Source organism: Succinivibrio dextrinosolvens DSM 3072 (genome assembly GCF_900167015.1).
Taxonomy (GTDB): domain Bacteria; phylum Pseudomonadota; class Gammaproteobacteria; order Enterobacterales; family Succinivibrionaceae; genus Succinivibrio; species Succinivibrio dextrinosolvens.
This window is the reverse complement of the sequence record NZ_FUXX01000015.1, coordinates 13067-31595: the sequence shown is the minus strand read 5'-3', so window position 1 is coordinate 31595 and position 18529 is coordinate 13067. Positions and strand designations below refer to the sequence as shown.

Annotated in this window: 15 protein-coding genes; 12 read left to right on the top strand and 3 right to left on the bottom strand. The window is 40.3% G+C overall.

The annotated features are described in order from the left end of the window. Positions 1–8 precede the first annotated feature (8 nt). On the top strand, positions 9–1628 hold the full coding sequence (locus tag B5D46_RS05610; RefSeq protein WP_078928619.1) for an AAA family ATPase: 1620 nt from the start codon (positions 9–11) through the stop codon (positions 1626–1628). 58 nt (positions 1629–1686) lie between these two features. Here the strand turns inward: B5D46_RS05610 and B5D46_RS05605 are convergent, their stop codons facing one another. Further along, a complete protein-coding gene (locus B5D46_RS05605) occupies positions 1687–2493 on the bottom strand; it encodes an MBL fold metallo-hydrolase (protein WP_078928618.1) in 807 nt (268 codons plus the stop codon). 392 nt (positions 2494–2885) lie between these two features. Here B5D46_RS05605 and trpD point away from each other — a divergent pair, with 392 nt between their 5' ends. The 6 genes from trpD (at position 2886) to B5D46_RS05575 (ending at position 8646) form a co-directional block, all read left to right on the top strand. Continuing rightward, positions 2886–3902, top strand: coding sequence for an anthranilate phosphoribosyltransferase (trpD, locus tag B5D46_RS05600; RefSeq protein ID WP_078928617.1), 1017 nt, complete (start codon positions 2886–2888; stop codon positions 3900–3902). Between the two features lie 13 nt (positions 3903–3915). After that, complete coding sequence (gene trpCF, locus B5D46_RS05595; protein ID WP_078928616.1) at positions 3916–5334, top strand: bifunctional indole-3-glycerol-phosphate synthase TrpC/phosphoribosylanthranilate isomerase TrpF; 1419 nt, start codon at positions 3916–3918, stop codon at positions 5332–5334. A gap of 30 nt (positions 5335–5364) precedes the next feature. Further along, positions 5365–6594, top strand: coding sequence for a tryptophan synthase subunit beta (gene trpB, locus B5D46_RS05590; protein ID WP_078928615.1), 1230 nt, complete (start codon positions 5365–5367; stop codon positions 6592–6594). 9 nt (positions 6595–6603) lie between these two features. Beyond that, positions 6604–7422: a tryptophan synthase subunit alpha gene (trpA, locus tag B5D46_RS05585; RefSeq protein WP_078928614.1), complete on the top strand. Its 819-nt coding sequence runs from the start codon at positions 6604–6606 to the stop codon at positions 7420–7422. 180 nt (positions 7423–7602) lie between these two features. Beyond that, a complete protein-coding gene (locus tag B5D46_RS05580) occupies positions 7603–8058 on the top strand; it encodes an HAD family hydrolase (protein WP_078928613.1) in 456 nt (151 codons plus the stop codon). A 3-nt stretch (positions 8059–8061) separates the two neighbouring features. After that, positions 8062–8646 carry an HAD family hydrolase gene (locus tag B5D46_RS05575; RefSeq protein ID WP_078928612.1) on the top strand — a complete coding sequence of 195 codons (585 nt, stop codon included), beginning with the start codon at positions 8062–8064 and terminating at the stop codon, positions 8644–8646. Positions 8647–8711: 65 nt separating this feature from the next. Here the strand turns inward: B5D46_RS05575 and B5D46_RS05570 are convergent, their stop codons facing one another. After that, positions 8712–9776 (bottom strand): PTS sugar transporter subunit IIC, encoded by a 1065-nt coding sequence (locus B5D46_RS05570; protein WP_078928611.1) that lies wholly within the window; start codon positions 9774–9776, stop codon positions 8712–8714. A 340-nt stretch (positions 9777–10116) separates the two neighbouring features. Between B5D46_RS05570 and B5D46_RS12125 the strand changes: the two genes are divergently transcribed. From B5D46_RS12125 to B5D46_RS05550, 5 genes are all read left to right on the top strand, one after another. Then, entirely contained in the window at positions 10117–10281 is a 165-nt protein-coding gene (locus B5D46_RS12125) for a hypothetical protein (protein WP_159443026.1), read from the top strand. A gap of 317 nt (positions 10282–10598) precedes the next feature. Next, entirely contained in the window at positions 10599–11747 is a 1149-nt protein-coding gene (locus B5D46_RS05565) for an MFS transporter (protein ID WP_143675606.1), read from the top strand. 444 nt (positions 11748–12191) lie between these two features. Next, positions 12192–12410 carry a hypothetical protein gene (locus B5D46_RS05560; RefSeq protein WP_078928609.1) on the top strand — a complete coding sequence of 73 codons (219 nt, stop codon included), beginning with the start codon at positions 12192–12194 and terminating at the stop codon, positions 12408–12410. A 646-nt stretch (positions 12411–13056) separates the two neighbouring features. Further along, positions 13057–16359 (top strand): autotransporter domain-containing protein, encoded by a 3303-nt coding sequence (locus B5D46_RS05555; protein WP_078928608.1) that lies wholly within the window; start codon positions 13057–13059, stop codon positions 16357–16359. 13 nt (positions 16360–16372) lie between these two features. Next, the gene (locus B5D46_RS05550; protein ID WP_078928607.1) at positions 16373–17827 is read left to right on the top strand and encodes an autotransporter strand-loop-strand O-heptosyltransferase; all 1455 of its coding nucleotides are present in this window, start codon (positions 16373–16375) and stop codon (positions 17825–17827) included. 6 nt (positions 17828–17833) lie between these two features. On the opposite strand, the gene B5D46_RS05545 is transcribed toward B5D46_RS05550, so the two are convergent. Further along, positions 17834–18484 (bottom strand): hypothetical protein, encoded by a 651-nt coding sequence (locus B5D46_RS05545; RefSeq protein ID WP_078928606.1) that lies wholly within the window; start codon positions 18482–18484, stop codon positions 17834–17836. Positions 18485–18529: the final 45 nt, after the last annotated feature.

The window sequence follows — 18529 nt, the reverse complement described above, 5'->3', positions numbered from 1 at the left end:
ATATAGAAATGGTAGATATTAGAAGACTTCCTCGAGCTAAAAACAGTTTTGAAGATATTCGAAGAAAGAATCAGATTTACGTTGACCACACTGATCTGATTTTTGAGTTTGCTTATCTGGATGGACCTAATTTTCTATCAAGACCACGTCGCTTCGGTAAATCTCTGCTTGTATCTACGCTAGAATCACTTTTTTCTCACGGTACCGAGTTTTTCAAAGGTCTAAAGATTGAAAAACTATGGGATGAAGCAGAACAAGGAAAAACATATAAAGTTATTCACCTGGATTTTTCCGCACTTTCTTTTGAGAATAAAAATGAACTAAATAACCAGATTACTTACGTCCTTGCAGACAGTGCAAAACGTGATGGGGTTAATCTGCCAGATGATTATAAAGAACGTAGTGCAGGTTTAAATTTAAAGACTCTAGTTGAATCAGCTCCATCAGAATATGTTCTTTTAATTGACGAATATGACTACCCACTAACACACTCTTTGGGTAACAAGGAATTATTTGAATCATACAGACTGTATCTACAGGGCTTATTTGGAGCCATCAAAGGTCTGACCGGTGATATGAGATTTATCTTTATTACCGGAGTTGGCCGATTTGCAAAGACCTCTGTATTTTCACAGATGAATAACCTAAGAGACCTAAGTCTTGAAAGCAAGTTTGCCCCATTACTTGGCTATACAGACGATGACATGCACCAGTACTTTGATGAATATGTTGAGAATGCAGCCAATACACTTAATATCGATAAAGATGAGTGTTATGCCCAGATTAAGGCTCATTATGACGGATACAGATTCCATGTTGATAATGACACTATGCTGCATAATCCATGGTCAGTTCTGAACTTTCTTTACACCCCAGAACAGGGATTCAAAAACTTCTGGTATGAAACAGGCGGTTCCTATCCTACACTGATAGCAAAATACGTAAAGAATATTCAGAATACCCCATTACAAACACTTCAGAAGACAAAATGTGGGCCTCAAACACTGAGTGAATTCTATGATTACTTTGATGTCACACCAATAAGTCTTCTTTATCAGACTGGATATCTATCAGTAAGATCTGAGAAGAATGAATTAGGAGGAGAGAGTCTCTTTCTGGTTCCTCCTAATCTGGAAGTACAGTCTTCTCTAATACAGCTATATTACAGAGAAGTTAGAGACAATCCTTTGGATGATGATATCTTCCATGACTTCTCATCAGCTTTAATAACTAATTTTAAGAAATCAGACTTTGAGTCTTTAATCAAAACCTTCAGTGCAGCATTAAACACTTTTGGTTATGATGACAAGGAAGCATTTAAAACAGAGCATTACTGCAGAGACATTATTTACTACACACTAAGCCTATCAGGTATCAACGCGCAAAGAGAAGCTATAAGTTCTGACGGCAGAGCAGACATTGTTGTAGAACTTTCTGCAAAAAGATTTGTCTTTGAATTCAAGCTTGCAAAATCAAGAGATACGGAAAAAGAGCTTCTTGATAAAGCAATCGAACAGGCAAAAGATAAACGCTACGGAGAAATTCTTCCTCTAAAAGAACTTAACAGAATGGCTGTAGTTATCAATGCCGAAGACAAAGCTGTTGCACAATGGAGAATAGTAGATTAAGACTTAAGCTACAAGGTAGTGAGCTGCGCTAGTTCACTACCATATTAGATGAACACAGCTAAAGAACCTCTATCTTCAAGCCTACACCAACCTCTTCAACATTCAGACTCTTCATAAACTCACATTTTGCTTTGAGTGATACACAATGACATGGATACAGCTTCTGAATGTTATTGCGGCAGAAATAATCAAGAGTCTTCTGAATCTGCACCTCATCATCAAAGATATGAAAACCGCCTATACAGCCTATAATTCTGTCGTCATCACAGACGCTTTTGGCATATTCTATGATGTTGCAGATACCACTGTGAGAGCAGCCAGTAATAACAAATAAACCTTTCTCTGATTTATAAACCAGAGCAGAGTCATCCAGAAGATAATCTGGTTGGAGCTCCCCATCAACAACTTCACAGCCTATAGGATTTTTTGCCTCAAAATCGGTCTTTCTTGGGATCTGACCAAGATATACAAGTCTTGAGGTTATACAAACAGGATTTGCAGTTTCTCTGTAATTTACAAAGGATGAGAGCTGTTCTTTTGAAAATGGAGCTCCGATATATTCATTGCCATCATATTTTTGATTAAAGCATTGAGGATGGCATGTAAAGAGCATTTCCTTTTTTAAGACTGGTAAAAGAAACTTAAGTCCTCTTGTATGATCATTATGACCATGGGATATGACAATATCGGTTAACTGATTGAGATCGATATTCATCAGAGAGGCATTATTCATAAATACATCCGAATAACCGGTATCAAGCAGAATTCTTCTGTTATCATCCTCAATGTAAAAACAAAGAGCCGGCTCTCCCAGATAGTACTGATCGATGTAGGTATTGTTGTCACAAAGAACCGTCAGTTTCATTCCGTATCTCCCTATTCATAAGCTTTAACCCATTATAATTCTTTCAAAAGATAATCCTTCACAGATATAAAACATACAGACCTTTTCAATTTCTTCGCACTAAAAAAGAGAATATCTGCAATTTTTTAGTGCAAATCAAAAAATTTTATGGTTATTATAAAATTCACATTTACTTTTACAGAAAATTGTTTAATATAAAAACATAGAGTTTTTTTGGAAGAGATAAAAATGACACATTCAGTACAGATTACATTTAAGGCATCATGGTGGCACCTCGCAACATAGCGGGGATTTTGTGTTTGTACTTACAAAAGATTTAGATGAAAAACCCGCAAGTAAAATTGCGGGTTTTTTCGTATATACAGTTTGAAATTCACATTAGGAGTCTGATTATGAACTCATTACTAGAAAAGTTATATGCAAAAGAAGATCTTTCTTTTACTGAGACTAACTTAATCTTTAAAGATATCTTTGCAGGTAAGCTTGATCCGATTGTATTCGGTTCTCTACTAACCTCTCTGAAGATGAACGGCTATACAGCAGACGAAATCGGCGGTGCTGCAACTGCAATGATTGATTCTGCTCTTCCATTCGAGCGTGAACGCAGTATTGATACCGGCGAAATCGTCGGAACCGGTGGAGACCGCTTAAAGACAATCAACATTTCAACCATTTCCGCCTTTGTATGTGCAACCTTAGGACTGCATGTGGCAAAGCATGGTAATACAGCAGTTTCATCAAAATCAGGTGCTTCAGATGTTCTAACTGAGCTTGGCTATAACATCCGTGCCGAAGCAGATATCACCAGAAAATGTCTTGAAGAGGAAGGCTTTGCATTCTTCTTTGCACAGAAATACCACACTGGAATGAAGTATGCAGCTCCAGTCCGCAAGGCATTAGGCACCTCAACCATCTTCAATATCCTAGGACCTCTGACCAATCCTGCACGTGTCAACTATGAGCTTTTAGGCTGCTATGACGTAAATCTTCTGGAAACTCTTGCCAGAAGTCTGAAGCTTACCGGTGTGCAGAGAGCTATGGTAATCAACGGCAACGGCATGGATGAGATTTCAATCTTCGGTGAGACTCATGTATCAGAGCTTAAAAAGGACGGCTCTATTAAGAACTATGTTCTGACCAATGACGATTTCGGTATCAAGGGTAACTTCAGACAGGAAGACCTTGTAGGTGGCACACCAGAGGAAAATGCGCGCTCAGCCCGTGCAGTTCTAGAAGGCAAAGGCACTGATGCTCACAACGCAGTAGTTGCAGCCAACGTATCAGCAATGCTTTATCTTGCCGAGAAGGTAAACAACTTCAAAGACGGCTATGAAATGGCATATGACACAATCCGTTCAGGTCGTGCCATTGAGAAACTAAATACCATCACCAGACTGTCAAACTCATAATTAAGGATAAAAGATGCTACACACAGAACCACTGACAAGTCAGGCTAAAGCATATCCTGGTCTTAACTACAGTGAAATTGAGGGTACCGTACTTGCAACCATCATTAACCGCAAGGTTGAGGATGTCAAGGAGATAAAAGTTACAGGAGAGCGTACTCTACCACGGGTATCATTTAAGGAAGCCTTAAGCGCTGATGGCAGAAACTTTATCCTAGAATGCAAGCAGTCATCCCCTACCTTAGGTGATTTCTGCAGGGATTTTGATCTTGATAAGCTTATAAACTGCTATGAGAAACATGCCAGTGCGATTTCTGTTCTGTGTGAAAAGCATTTCTTCAAAGGCTCTTTAGAATATCTTAAGTTTGTAAAGGAGAGAACTTCTCTTCCTGTTCTGTGCAAAGACTTTATCATCTGCCGTGAACAGCTTGATGAGGCCTACATTGCAGGCGCCGATGCAGTACTTTTAATGCTGAGTGTGCTTTCAAAGGAGACCTATGAGGACCTATACGAGTATGCCCATAAGCTTGGACTTGATGTTTTAACCGAGGTTGACAGCAGAGCAGATGCACTTTACTGCAGAGAACATAAAATTGAGATTGTAGGTATCAATAACCGCGATTTAAGAACACTAAAAATCGATCTCAGCAACGCAAGAGAGCTTTCTACCCTGTTTGATAAGGATGTAAGAGTGGTATCTGAGTCAGGGATCAATAAGCACAGTGATTTAACCTCCCTAAAGCCAATCAGCAATTTTCTTATCGGCTCAGCTCTAACAGGAGATTCAGATGTAGAGTTCAAGGCAAAATCCATGCTCTACGGTTTAAACAAGGTCTGCGGTCTTACCACAAAGGAAGCGGTTGAGAGCTGTGCAAAGAACAATGTAAGCATCGGCGGTCTTATCTTTGCTAAAAAATCTCCTCGCTATGTAACCCTTGATAAGGCAAAGGAGATAACAGCCGACTATAAAGGCGCCTTAAAGTTTGCAGGTGTCTTTGTGGATGAAGAGCTTGAGGTAATGGTAAAGACAGCAAAGGAGGTCGGCCTCTCCTACATTCAGCTGCACGGACATGAAAGCACAGAGTTAATTGAAAAGCTGCATAAGGCACTTCCTGATATCAAGATTATCAAAGCCATCAATGTAAAGAGTGCAGAGGATTTTGCCAATATTGAGAAGTACGATGAACTAAGCGATCTCTTCATTCTTGATTCAGCCTCCCCTGGTTCTGGTTCAAGCTTTGACTGGAACTCAATTCCAAAATCAGTAAATCATGAAAAGATTCTCTTATCCGGCGGTATTGGTCCTGACAATGTAGAGATTGCCCTAAAACAAGGCTTTTTAGGTCTGGATTTGAATTCTAAGCTGGAAAAGGTTAAAGGTATTAAGGATACAGAGCTTATTAACGAAATCTTTAAGACCATCAACGAATACTAAAAATATAGAAGAATAAATACGGAGTAATAAATGACTATTTTAAATCCATTTTTTGGAAAATACGGTGGACAGTATGTTCCAGAGGTTTTAATCCCAGCTTTAGACGAGCTTGAGAAGACCTTTGTAGAATGCAGAGAGGATCCTGAGTTTCGTCAGGAATTATCTGATCTTCTGAAAAAATATGCAGGTCGTCCTACCCCACTTACTCTGTGCAGAAACCTTACCAAAGGCACCAAGACAAAAATCTTTCTAAAGCGTGAGGATCTGCTTCACGGCGGTGCCCATAAGACCAATCAGGTATTAGGACAGGCTCTTTTAGCAAAGCGTATGGGCAAAACAAGAATCATCGCTGAGACCGGTGCGGGACAGCACGGTGTGGCAACCGCTCTTATCTGTGCTCTTTTAGGTTTCAAGTGCCGAATCTATATGGGCGCTGTAGATACAGAAAGACAGAAGCCTAACGTATTTCGTATGAAGCTTATGGGAGCTGAGGTTGTACCTGTATCTGTAGGAGCTGCAACTTTGAAGGAGGCCTGCAACGAGGCTCTTCGAGACTATGCGGCAAACTTTGAAAACACCCACTATATGATTGGTACAGCAGCAGGTCCACATCCATTCCCAACCATCGTCCGTGAGTTCCAGAAGATTATCGGCGAGGAGATCCACAAGCAGATTATCGAGGAAACCGGCAAACTTCCTGATGCCTGTATTGCCTGTGTAGGCGGCGGCTCAAACGCTATCGGTGTCTTTACCGACTTTTTAGATACCGATGTTCCTCTATACGGTGTTGAGCCTTATGGTCTTGGTATTGAAACACCAAAGCACGGCGGTACCCTGGCCCGCGGTGATGATGGAATCTTCTTTGGAGCCTACTCAAAGAATCTTCAGACAAAGGATGGTCAGATTAACGAGTCCTATTCAATCTCAGCCGGTCTTGATTTCCCATCTGTAGGACCTCAGCATGCATATCTCAGTGAAACCGGTCGTGTTACCTACGTTGGTGCCACCGACGATGACGCACTGGATGCATTCGTAGAGCTTTCACAGAAGGAAGGTATTATTCCTGCCTTAGAGTCATCTCATGCACTGGCTTTTGCCTTAAGACTTATGAGACAGAATCCTGATAAGGAGCAGACTCTGGTGGTTAATATCTCAGGTCGCGGTGATAAGGACATCTTCAACGTATCAAACATTCTGGAACAGAAAGGCTGTATATCCTCAAGCGGAATCTCTACTGCCCCACTGAAGGTTACAAAATAAGGAGAAACTATGAACAACCGTTTTGAAAAGAGATTTGCAAAGCTTAAGGAACGTAATGAAGGCGCCTTCATGCCTTTTGTTACCCTGTGTGATCCTGACAAGGCAACCTCACTTGAGATTTTAAAGAGCCTTTTAAAAGGCGGTGCAGATGCACTGGAGCTTGGTTTTCCTTTCTCTGACCCTTGTGCTGATGGTCCTATTATCCAGAATGCTGACAAGCGTGCCTTAAACTCAGGAGCAACCACAGACGATTTCTTTGAAGTTATAAAAGACTTCCGCCGTGTGGATGATGAAATTCCTATCAGCATTCTTGTCTACGCAAATGTTGTAGTTGCCCGCGGTATCAGAAAGTTCTTTGAGGATGCTGCCGCAGCAGGTATTGATGCCGTACTGATTCCGGATATTCCAAGCAACATGCTTCATACCTCAGGTGACTTTGAACAGGCAGCAAAGGATGCTGGTATCAATACAGTCCTGATTGCCCCTCCAAATGCATCAGATGAAATTCTTGAGACCATCTCAAGACATTCTAAGGGCTATACCTATGTATTATCACGTTATGGTATTACCGGTACAGAGAACACCTTCGGAAAACCTGTAAGAGTGATTGAGAAGATTAAGGAACTTGGCGGTGCTGCTCCTGTACTGGGCTTTGGAATCTCCACACCTGAGCATGTTAAAAAGGCAATTGAAATCGGAGCTGAAGGCGCGATTGCGGGTTCTGCCTGTGTGAAGATCATTGAGGAGAATCTTCATGGTCTGCCACTTATGTTCTCAAAGCTTGAAGAGTATGTAAGAAGCATGAAGGCTGCAACTCTGAGAAGTTAAGAAAAAAACAGGTCAGAGCGAACTTTCCTATAGCTCTGACCTCTTTTATTCTGTGTTAACTCACTCCTTTGACAATTTCTTTGTGACCTTTATTTTAAGTTAGTAATTTTCTGCTAGCTGTTTCAATCTCAGAATCTACAATCAAATCGGACTGTCATTTTATTTGATTGGAGATTTTATATGTTTGGCTCTTTAAAACAGGTAACCTGTATAGTTGGAGTTTCTCTTTCTCTGGCCTTAGCAGGATGTCAAAGTACCACACCGGATCAGAATCTTAGCTACTGGACACCTCAGTCACAGGTAGCAAAGGACTTTGTCAGCTATGTAAATGAAGTAACCGATCCTAAATCAGAAAAATTCATTCCAAAGGAAGATCGTATCGCAGTCTTCGATATGGATGGAACTCTGGTTGGAGAAACCTACCCATCCTACTTTGACTGGGTGATGTTTACACATAAGGTTCTGCGTGATCCTAACTACAAGGCTCCAGCCTATATGAAGAAATTTGCAAATCAGCTGGAGGAAGGCTGGAAGAGCGGAAAGCTTCCAAAGGATGCCGAGAAGATTCATGCTAAATACTCCTTTGAGTCCTTTAAGGGTATGACTATTGATGAAGTACAGGCATATGCACGTTAATTCATGAAGACAGATGCCCAGGGCTTTAACAACCTCAAGCGCGGCGATGCTTATTTCCGTCCAATGATTTCACTGGTTAAATTCCTTGAGAAGAAGGACTTCACCGTATATATCGTCAGCGGTACTGAAAGAAATATTGTAAGAGTTCTTCTGGAGAATGTACTTGATGTTCCTTCAGACAGAATTATCGGCTCTGATGGTGTAATCAAAGCTACAGGTCAGGGAAACAAGGATGGACTTGATTATGTATATCAGCCAGATGACAAGCTTATTTACACTGGAGAGTTAATCACCAAGAACGTAAAGATGAACAAGGTACCTATTATTGCAAGAGAAATCGGCAAGGTTCCTGTTCTATCCTTTGGTAACAGTTCAGGTGATCTGTCTATGTCTCAGTACATCACCAACAACAAGAAGTACGAATCACGTGCCTATATTCTTTTAGGTGATGATTCACTAAGAGAGCACGGCAGCGAAGACAAGGTTCAGAAGCTGAAGAAATACTGTGAAGACCACGGCTTCTATACAATTTCCATGAAGAATGATTTTGCTACAGTATACGGAGAGGATGTAACTCTTCAGAAGTAGAATCAGACAGAATATCAGATTTGAACAAGCAGTAGCCTGATGTGACTACTGCTTTTTTTCTGTGCTTAAGCTCTTGATAGCTTCATATCGCCATCACGAACCCAGCCTATCTTCTTTAAGACCATATTGATTAGTGGACAGATAACAGCTGGCATTACAAAAGAAACCATGATTAGTCCCAGCCAGTCAAAGGAAGTAATGGCTTCCTTTGAGCCTGAAGCAACATCATTTACCCAGCCGCTGTATACGCCAAGCTGACCTACAAAGCCACAGGTTCCCATACCTGAGGAAACCGCTGTTCCATTCATCTGCAGACCAAAGAAGCAGGTAGCAATAGGACCTGTAATAGCAGAGGTCAGAATAGGAGCAATCCAGATCTTTGGATTCTTTACAATGTTGCTAAGCTGAAGCATTGAGGTACCGATACCCTGGGAAACCAGACCGCCTACTCCATTCTCCCTGTATGAAATCACTGCAAAGCCAACCATCTGAGCACAGCAGCCTGCAACTGCAGCACCTCCGGCGAGGCCTGTCAGACCTAATGCGGCACAGATAGCAGCTGAGGAAATAGGAAGAGTTAAAGCGATACCCACCAGCACACTTACCAGAATACCCATTAGGAATGGCTGAAGTTCTGTAGACATCATAATCAGCTGACCTAATGAGATTGCAGCTTTACCAATTGGAGGAGCAATAGCAATTGCCAGAGCAACACCGACAAAAATAGTCACAAATGGAGTAACCAGCAGATCAACCTTAGTCTCTTTGGATACAGCCTTACCGCATTCAGCAGCAACAATTGCAATTATTAAAACTGCAAGAGGACCGCCTGCTCCGCCTAAACCATTGGCAGCAGCACCGACAACAGTAAGTGAGAACAGAACCATTCTTGGACATTTAATAGCGTAACCGATAGCAATCGCCATAGCCGGACCAGACATTGAAAAGGCATAGCCGCCAATGGTTACAAGAATTTCAATACCAAGCTGTCTACCAAGAGTAGACATGATGGTACCAATAAGAAGTGAACAGAAAAGGCCCTGAGCCATAGCGCCTAAGGCATCGATACCGTAACGATGCAGAGAGATTTCAATATTCTTTCTCTCTAAGAAAGCTGATAACGAACTCATCGTATATTTCCTAACATTTTTTTATTTTTTTGTGAAAATGCGGTCAGAGCAGACCGCAAATGTGAGGGTTATTTTATCATTTTGATAAGATATCTGATCTTAATTTCTACATTGTCTATTTAAGATCCTCCTGAACAAAATGCTGTTTTACCAGGTTTGAAACCGTAATTTAGTGCAGTTCTACCTCTTTCAAAGCCCAAAATTACCATTGAAACAGCCAAAAAATGAGATTTAAACCACATTGTTAATAGTAAAAGATATGAATATGACAAAGAGCTGTATATGCTAAGTAATACACTAAATAACAAGTAAAAATAATAACAATAAGAAGAGAATGAATATGGATAAATTAGTTACAACAGCATGCGGTTTAGGACCAAACTTTTTTCTGTCAGCATGTGATGCAATTCTTGCCAAGAAATCACCTGAGAAGACTATTCTTGCAAAAGGCTCAGAGACAATTCTTTCAGCAAAGAACTCAGAGAGTAAGAAACAGAAGATCTAATACAAATCTTAGTGTCTAAGTGAATATCATCGCCAAAGCTCATGATTATCCTCCGAGCTTTGGATAGATATTCGTGTGTATCCTCCTTTAGAATACAATCTCATTTCCATCATATTCAGTAATTCTAAAACACTTCAGAAATCTTTCTGGATGAATGAAAAATAACAGAAAGATTCATGATGTTTTTTCTCATTCCTGCACCTAATTACCACTAATAAGACTATAATTAACCTCATTTTTAAATATCCATAATCTGAGGTCTGCCCTAGGCAGAAAGTATTTTGAATCTGAATTCACCAAAAGAAAATTTTCTTTTCATGCTGGGACATTTTGCAACCGACATTTCCCACGGTTCGCTGCCAATTATCCTTGCATACATGTATCAGGCAGGAAAGCTTGACTCCTATTCCGCTGTAGCCATGCTGATGATGGCAAACACCATACTAAATGCAGTGGTTCAGCCTTTTGCAGGCAACCTTGCCGATTCCAAACCAAGACCATATCTGATGAGTCTTGGTATTGCCCTGTCCTTCAGCGGAGTTATGTTCATCGGTCTTGTTGAGAATCAGATCCTGCTCTACTCTTTAGTCTGTCTGAACGGTCTTGGCAGTGCCATCTTCCATCCTGCAGGAGGAAAAATGGCAAATACCTTTGGTAAGGCTAAGCTAGGCAAGAGCATGTCTATCTTCTCAGTAGGAGGAAATGCAGGTATGGCTGCAGGGCCTTTCTACTTTACAGGTCTTTATATCCTCTTTGGACTGAATGCTACCCTGGCAATGTGTGTACCTGGTCTTATCATGATCATTATCTACACACTGAAAAACCGCTACTATGTTGTAGCCTGCAGACAGGAGCAGAAAAAGGTAGCCAAAGCCAAGGCAGAATCCAATGAAAAGGAGAACATTAAAGGCTTTATCATTCTTGTATGTGTGCTCTTTTTAAGATCAGCAGGCTGGTTCTCCTTTATGGCATTCCTGTCTCTTTACTACATGCACAATCTGAATATCTCAGATGAGCTTGCAACTCTTTTAAACGGCATGGTATGTCTTTGCGGAGCCATCGCAACCTACTTTGGAGGAACCATCTCCGATCGCATCGGCTTTAATAAGATGGTAACTGTAAGTTCACTGCTGTCTGTACCATTTATCGTAAGCTTTACCTTTACCACAAGTCCAATGCTGGCAACACTGCTTTTAGTTCCATTCTCAGTGCTGTTCTTTACCGGTATGTCTCCAACAGTGGTAATCGGTCAGAAATTCCTGTGTCACCATGTGGGAATGGCAACAGGCTTTACCATCGGCTTATCCATGAGCTTTGGCGGTCTGGTTGCTCCACTTGTAGGTAAGCTTGGCGATGCCTTTGGAATCGAGTACGTTATGTACGCTGTGGCTGCATTTATAAGTACCGCTGCAATAACAACTCTTATTATTCCAAAGATTCCTGCTTCAGCCTCAGAGAATCATTAAGCACAAACAGTTCAGGAATATCACTTTTCCTGAACTTCTAATTCTCTGCCATATTTCACAAAACACAAATCTCCCGACAAAGCCACCTTGTCTCAAGGTATCCTCATTTAAATATAATTTTCGTGTTTTATTGTTAAAAAATACATTTTCAAGAAACAGGAAACAGACATTTTAGAATAAAAAAAATCATTATAAATTCTGAAATTTTTCCAATTTAACTTCATCCTTATAAAAGTGCATTGCACTAGGATTAAGCAAGTTTTTCACCATAATAAGGCATTGCTTAGATAATATAATTCATTGAATATTCAGTTAGTTAACAAATAATATTAAAGTTTTTGGGATTACTCTCAAAGTTAATATTTTATACATTTTATTCAATCTCAAAAATGATAGAATGAAATTGTAGTTTGACGCTACCCGAATTTTTTTGGAGGTGTACAAATGAGAAGTGATGATATTTTTGGGAGAGATTTTATAGATATTGTTTGCAGACTTCTAAAGGTTTTTGCTTTTGGTTTCTGTGCTGTTATGGTCTTCTCTTTAATCAATACCAACAGTTTTGAATCATGGAGTGATGTAACCGCAGTTGTATTTACAATTTTGATGGTTATGAGCTTAATCTTCTTGGGACACAATCTAAAAAAACGCTGGATTGGCTAGCTACAGATTTAATTTAGGAAGAGTGCAGAGGCACTCTTTTTTTCCCCTAATAAACTCTCATCATGCTGGATTTTCAGGACTTCACATATAGTCAGACTCTATAACCAGCTATTGAAAATAAGTATTTCCCCTGCTTTTCTTATTCTTATATACTGCAATAGTGGCAGTTAAATAGCTATTCTGGCATAAGCAGTTAACTGTCTTTTACCAAAATCTTTTGGTGCTTAAAATTTGTTAAGTTTTATCTTACCTTTTATCCAGTGTTATTTTCGACACTGGATTTTTTTTGAATAGCAGAATATTATTCTGAAACGCACTCTCTATTAAGAGTTTTTTCTTTATTTTTTCTTAATTCTGATAAAGTTCTTTAACTCTATAAAAAAGAAATATTAGGCAATAAAAAACTGAATAGTTTTATTCAAACAAAAGTGTTTTATAAGCCTTTTATATAACATTGACCATTTTTATCAGCAAACCTCTCAAAATAATATCAAGCATCATTACAACTGGTATAAATCCAAGTACTATACTTCATATAGGTCCAGTTTTAATACGAATTTTGTCATCAAAAAAAATACAAATGTAAAAATTTTAAACAAAGGTTCCTCTATACAACACAGTCCAGATTTTGGACAAGGATAGAGAAATGAAAACAGAAGACAGACAAACACAGTTAAACAAAATTAACTGCATTTACAATTCAGAATGCGTATCTGAAACTTCTGCATATGACAACCTATCCTGTGCTTGTGATATAAATAATTCCGGATACTCCATTTATTCTAATAGCAGACACATACCTTCTTTTTACGATCCAAAATCAGTCAATCTTTCAAGTGGCTATGGCCTAGATACGGTACTTCTGGTCTCATCAGGTGTAAGTCCTGATAAATGGCATCTCCTCTCTAATGTCATTTCCCGTGGAGGAGTCATTCTCCAGAATGGTGGTTATCTGGCATCAACCATGATGGTTGCATGTGCTCTACAGACCATTCCAGAGACAGCCGTAGCACAGGAGAATGTGCTCATTATTGATGAAGGCCATCAGTCTATATCAGCAAATGTAACACTTGGAAGGGATTATCAATATCAAAGGATGGTCGTCAATCACTGTACATCATGTCCTGTATCAAGTGGAGGATATACAGCAACAAGCACTTCTATAAAACAGGGAGGAACTCAGGATATATCTGGTGGTATTGCGATTAGTTCTACCATTTTTAACGGAGGAAAGGCTTACGTATTTACAGGAGGAACAACAAGTAATACAACCGTCCTGAGAGGAGGAAATATCTACATAGAGAACGGAGGTACAGCAACAAGAACAACAGTATATTCAGGAGGAACTCAATTAGTAAAAAATGGAGGTCTAGCCAATTACGTTAGACTTGAAGGCGGAAGTTTAAAATTTACTAGTGGAGGTCATTACAGTGGAGACCTACTTGGACATGGTGAAGTTGGAATATACGACGATACTTTTACCAATCTCATAAGTGGTTACATACAGATTGGAGCGGGGACGATGTTTAATTCAATTATCGTCTCAAGCGGGGCTCTAAGATTCTATAACGGAATCAATATTTCACAAGCAAGTAATATAAGTGGAGGCCTCACAGTTAACAAAGGAGGTGCCTTATATACAGATGGAAATATCAATATTGATAACGGAGGAACATTAGTTCTTAGCGGAGGATTATTAGTAGCAAAGAATATAAGTTCAACAACAAACGGAAGTGTTTCTTTAAGCGGAGGAACTCTTTCTGCAACAGAAGATATATCCATAGGACATTCACTTACAGGAGCTTACGGAAATGTTATTGCCGGTGGAAATTTAAGCCTTACAGGAGCAACAGAAGCCTCTCAACCAATTAATCTATCAGCAGGTCAAGATATTACAACTACTGGTGAGATTTCTGCAACAAACGTACGGGCACGGGGTAATATAAGTGCAGGTAACCAAGGCATTATTGCAAAAAATCTATATGCAGGGAGTTCTGTAGAAGCAAGATCCATCAAAGTTGATAATGGCTCTATATATATCGGAGACCAGGCAACTTTATTAGGCAACTCGGCTCCATCAGAAGGAGTTTTTACCACCAATAATGTCTCAGGTTTTATCGGCAAGCTAACAGGAAAAGAAGCAAAACTTACAGGAAGTATCATCAGTGCAGGAAGTATTTCAACATCAAACGGAGCAACCATAAACGCTTCAAAGCTTAGTGTAAGTGACCTTATAAGCGGAGGCCTTTCCATAAATCAAAATGGTCATGTCACAGTTGGTAATAATATCAGTGGCGGAACCTTTAGCATCAACTCAGGAACTCTTACAGTAGGCTCAACTGACGCATCAGCAGCCCAAGATGCCATGAAGGCAACTGGAGCATCTGCTGTACTTAATCTTGCAAAACCAATTGAAATTACAGGCGGAACAGGTATAAAGATTGGAGCAAATGCTGATGCTCCTGATGATGGCGGATTATCAATTGGCACAAAAGCAGCTCTTAATATAAATCTTGAGGACCTCTCTGCTTTAAATACACCTGCTGTAAAGACAAATAGTCTGAAACTTTCTACTGGCTCAATCCTATCCTTAAATGGTATTTCAAAATCCCAAACAATAAATGTATTTGAAACGGCTAATATCTCTGGTTCATTCTCAAAAGTCAGCACCGATAATATTGCATTCAGTGGCAGCTTAAATACAGATGGTTCTGTCGATCTTGAGTGGAGAAGTGCTTCAGAATACTTACCAGGACTGTCCCCTTCCCTTGTTCGTCTTCTAAATAATTCTGTGGCAAACGCTCAGATAGGAACAGGTAAATATCAGATTAATTCAGAAAGCGGAGGCATTCGATTCCTGTCAAGAATATTAAGTACCAGTTACGGAGGAGCAGATCCGGCAGAGGCAGCAAGAACTATAGAAAGTGTCGCAAGAGCTCCTGCTGCTGCAGCCGTTCCTTCAATGACAATCTCAACTGTCAATGCAAGTACCAATGCAGTCGCACAGAGACTTGGCAGTACCAGCACCGGCAACGGACAGCTCTATGCTGCGCTAAATTACACTGTCAGCGATAATGACTATAAGGCAATACCGGATAAGGAGCTTGGTTATGCCATCTGGGCAATGCCGCTGTTTCAACGATACAGTGCAAAGGGGCTTGACTGTGGAGGACAGGAATTAAAGCAGCACAGCACAATCACTGGACTTGCACTTGGCATAGATAAAACCTTTGAAAATGCCATCAGAACCGGTATTTCCTTTAATATTGGTCTTGGTGAATCAAAAAGTAAGGGAGATCTGAACAGAACCTCCAATGACATGGATTTCTGGGGAATAACCTTATACGGAGGCTGGATGGCGGACGAGCTGAATCTTACTACAGATCTTAGCTATGCCCATACATTAAACGACATTAAACAGGATATGCCGGCCTCAATGATGATGGAAAAGCTTACAGGTAAAATAAGCTCATGGTCTTTATCCTACGGAGCAAATGCCGCATATACATTCCATCAGAGAGAATTTGATATCACCCCTCATGCAGGATTCAGATTCACCCATGTAAATGTGAATAACTACACCATCAAGAGTGGAAGCTACTCTGTATTAGAAGGACAGAAAGGACATCAGAATATCTGGTCTTTCCCTCTGGGAACAACCTTATCCAAGAAATATCAGTCTAAAAGCAGCTGGTACTATAAACCTTTCTTCGATGCCCACCTAACCTATAATGCTGGAGATTTAAGCTACCAGAACAACATACGCTTCACAGGAACTGATGGTTATGGCTCAGTCTCATCAAAGACGGTGGATAGAGTGTATTACGGCTTTGGTACAGGTATAGAGCTTGGAAAAGACAGACTTAAGCTCAACTTTAATTACAACTTTGATAAGAGCACTCACACTTATCAGCACACAGTTATTGGCTACCTGAACTATAAGTTCTAGTTAAGGAAGATAAATGGATAGTTCTAATAACAGTAATACCAGCGAAGAAAGACGAAATAAGGTAGAGAAATACAATGTAACTCTACAGCCAGATGCCTATGGTTTCGCCACATCCTATATTACAGAAAACAGCTCAAAAGATAAGAGTGAGGCTAAAAAGAATCACAAAGACCAATCATTAGATGATGAGAATCTTTCATTATCACTTGCACAGAGAGAATACGAGAATAAAACACCGAAGGATGCCGGTCAGGCTGCAGGAGCAAAATCAAAGTCAAAAGGCTCTTTTATTCAGGCTCCTTCCATCCCAACTCAGATGGGGCCAAAGGGTATCCGCTACGACTTTAACGATGGGGCTCGTGTACTGCTACCAAAGGGAACCTGGCATGTTCAGCTTGAGGATGAGGAGTCAGGAAATATTCTTTTTGCCTGCGATGCAGATGAAGGCTGGGTAGTATCAACCAAAAAGTATTATGTTCCATTCAGAATTCGAATCTGGGATAGAAATAACCTTAATGAACCTTTACTTGATCATATTCTTGAGCTTAAAGACAGAGAGGTACTTTTAAAATTTCCGGTAGGGACTCTGGGAGACATTCTTGGATGGTTCTCCTATGCTGAAAAATTCCAGAAAAAACACCAATGCAAGGTTGAATGTACTTTAGCAGAGAATATTATTGAGCTTCTAAAAGATCAGTATCCAGATTTAACCTTAAGCACACCTGAGAACGTAAAACAGAAAGAGCCTTATGCATCCTACTGTCTTGGCTTATTCTTCTGCGGAAATGAAGACTATCAGCCTTATGATTTCAGACAGGTCGGACTTGCCAGAACCGTGGGTTATATTCTGGGAGTTGATCCTGAGGAAACACCTCCCCGCCTACCTGAGAATCCTCCACGAACAATCAGCGAGCCTTATGTCTGTATAGCGGTTAAATCCACAAATATAGCTAAGATGTGGAATAACGGCTACGGCTGGGATATGGTTATAGATTATCTAAAGGAGCTGGGGTACAGAGTCTTATGTATTGATAAGGAAAAGACTGTAGGCTACGGCTATGTGTGGAATCAGCTTCCTCATGGCTGTGAGGATTTCACAGGTGATAGACCATTAAAGGAAAGAGCTGCTCTTCTGCATCATGCTGAATTTTTCATAGGTCTTAGCAGTGGTCTTTCATGGCTTGCCTGGGCATCAGGAATTCCGGTTGTTCTTATCAGTGGATTCAGTCTGCCTATCTGTGAATTTAAAACTCCCTACCGTGTCCACAATACACATGTATGTCATGGCTGCTGGGATGCCACCGATGTGAATTTTGATCATCACGACTATTTCTGGTGTCCTCGACACAAGGGAACAGACCGGCAGTTTGAATGCTCAAGAGCAATCACAGGCAAACAGGTGATAAACACCATCGAAAGACTGCGCCGGGATTATAATCTTAAAGCTCCAAAGGACAGACTTTCCTAAAGTCCATTACATTATGGCTTTGATTGCCTCTGCGAGCTCCTTTAGAGAGTCTCTAAGCTGTCCCTCTGAGAGGTTCTCATCATATACGTGAATTGCCAGAGGAATTGAATAGGCAAGCTTGGTAAATGCAAATACGTGTACATTCACTGAACGTTCAGAATCATTGATGGTTCCTGTTGCCTCAAAAAGAACACTCTTGTTGTTCTTTGATACAGGAGCATAATTGATGTTGGTTATGGTGGTCTGATACTCGTCTTCAAGTTTATCCTTAAGACGTTTTTCAAGCTTGGCAAAATTTGGTTTAAAGGCGGTGATTAAGGTTACATAAGCCCAGCTGCCAAAACCGAATTTCACAAATTTTCTGTCAATTCCAATCTGCTCTACAGCAATGAAATGAGAAAGAGATTTACTGCGACCTTCCACAAGATCTCTTACCGCATCACACTTTGCAGCAATAAATCCTAGCTTGACGCTTTTTCCGTACGCACGCTGATGAAGTCTGAACAGGCGGTCATCTGCTGGTACTCTACAGTAGTTGTCAGGAAGTTTTACATCAAAAGTCTTGTGCATAAAAGCAACAGTTTCTGTCTGAGCATATGCACAGGAAAATGATGAGAGTAAAAAGATACCAAGCAGTACTGATAGAAATTTTCTCATAAAAACCTCATAACTTATTAAGGTGAGAATCTTCTCACCTTAACG

What these genes read in the sequence shown, in the direction of transcription:
- B5D46_RS05580 (WP_078928613.1), top strand. Translation starts at nt 7,603, where the DNA reads ATGTTTGGCTCTTTAAAACAGGTAACCTGTATAGTTGGAGTTTCTCTT.
- trpA (WP_078928614.1), top strand. Translation starts at nt 6,604, where the DNA reads ATGAACAACCGTTTTGAAAAGAGATTTGCAAAGCTTAAGGAACGTAAT.
- B5D46_RS05575 (WP_078928612.1), top strand. Translation starts at nt 8,062, where the DNA reads ATGAAGACAGATGCCCAGGGCTTTAACAACCTCAAGCGCGGCGATGCT.
- trpB (WP_078928615.1), top strand. Translation starts at nt 5,365, where the DNA reads ATGACTATTTTAAATCCATTTTTTGGAAAATACGGTGGACAGTATGTT.
- B5D46_RS05560 (WP_078928609.1), top strand. Translation starts at nt 12,192, where the DNA reads ATGAGAAGTGATGATATTTTTGGGAGAGATTTTATAGATATTGTTTGC.
- B5D46_RS05570 (WP_078928611.1), bottom strand. Translation starts at nt 9,776, where the DNA reads ATGAGTTCGTTATCAGCTTTCTTAGAGAGAAAGAATATTGAAATCTCT.
- B5D46_RS05545 (WP_078928606.1), bottom strand. Translation starts at nt 18,484, where the DNA reads ATGAGAAAATTTCTATCAGTACTGCTTGGTATCTTTTTACTCTCATCA.
- B5D46_RS05550 (WP_078928607.1), top strand. Translation starts at nt 16,373, where the DNA reads ATGGATAGTTCTAATAACAGTAATACCAGCGAAGAAAGACGAAATAAG.
- B5D46_RS05565 (WP_143675606.1), top strand. Translation starts at nt 10,599, where the DNA reads ATGCTGGGACATTTTGCAACCGACATTTCCCACGGTTCGCTGCCAATT.
- B5D46_RS05605 (WP_078928618.1), bottom strand. Translation starts at nt 2,493, where the DNA reads ATGAAACTGACGGTTCTTTGTGACAACAATACCTACATCGATCAGTAC.
- trpCF (WP_078928616.1), top strand. Translation starts at nt 3,916, where the DNA reads ATGCTACACACAGAACCACTGACAAGTCAGGCTAAAGCATATCCTGGT.
- B5D46_RS05555 (WP_078928608.1), top strand. Translation starts at nt 13,057, where the DNA reads ATGAAAACAGAAGACAGACAAACACAGTTAAACAAAATTAACTGCATT.
- B5D46_RS05610 (WP_078928619.1), top strand. Translation starts at nt 9, where the DNA reads ATGGTAGATATTAGAAGACTTCCTCGAGCTAAAAACAGTTTTGAAGAT.
- trpD (WP_078928617.1), top strand. Translation starts at nt 2,886, where the DNA reads ATGAACTCATTACTAGAAAAGTTATATGCAAAAGAAGATCTTTCTTTT.
- B5D46_RS12125 (WP_159443026.1), top strand. Translation starts at nt 10,117, where the DNA reads ATGGATAAATTAGTTACAACAGCATGCGGTTTAGGACCAAACTTTTTT.